Here is a 383-nt window from a genome sequence, read left to right on the forward strand (position 1 = left end):
GTGCTTGGCTCATTAAGCGTGCTTGCAAACCGGGCAAGGAGTCGCCCATATCGCCTTCGATTTCGGCTTTAGGCGTTAATGCGGCAACCGAGTCAACCACAATCAAATCTACCGAACCGGAACGAACCAGCGCTTCGGTAATTTCCAAGGCTTGTTCGCCAGTATCTGGCTGAGAAATAAGCAGGTCGCTTAGGTTTACGCCCAACTTAGAGGCATATTGCACATCCAGAGCATGCTCGGCGTCGACGAATGCACATGTACCACCCAGCTTTTGCATTTCAGCAATCACTTGCAAGGTTAAGGTGGTTTTACCGGAGGATTCTGGCCCATAGACTTCGATCACACGGCCACGTGGCAAGCCACCTACGCCTAGCGCCAAATCC

1 protein-coding gene is annotated in these 383 nt (G+C 52.2%); it reads right to left on the reverse strand.

Going from position 1 to position 383, the window contains the following annotated elements; all coding sequences use genetic code 11:
* Positions 1-383, reverse strand: a 383-nt coding sequence (locus KHA85_RS20555) for an ImuA'/RecA-like NTPase (protein ID WP_498039915.1), incomplete at both ends; no start/stop codon positions are given.

The organism is Dietzia massiliensis (genome assembly GCF_018390595.1).
Lineage (GTDB): Bacteria > Actinomycetota > Actinomycetes > Mycobacteriales > Mycobacteriaceae > Dietzia > Dietzia massiliensis.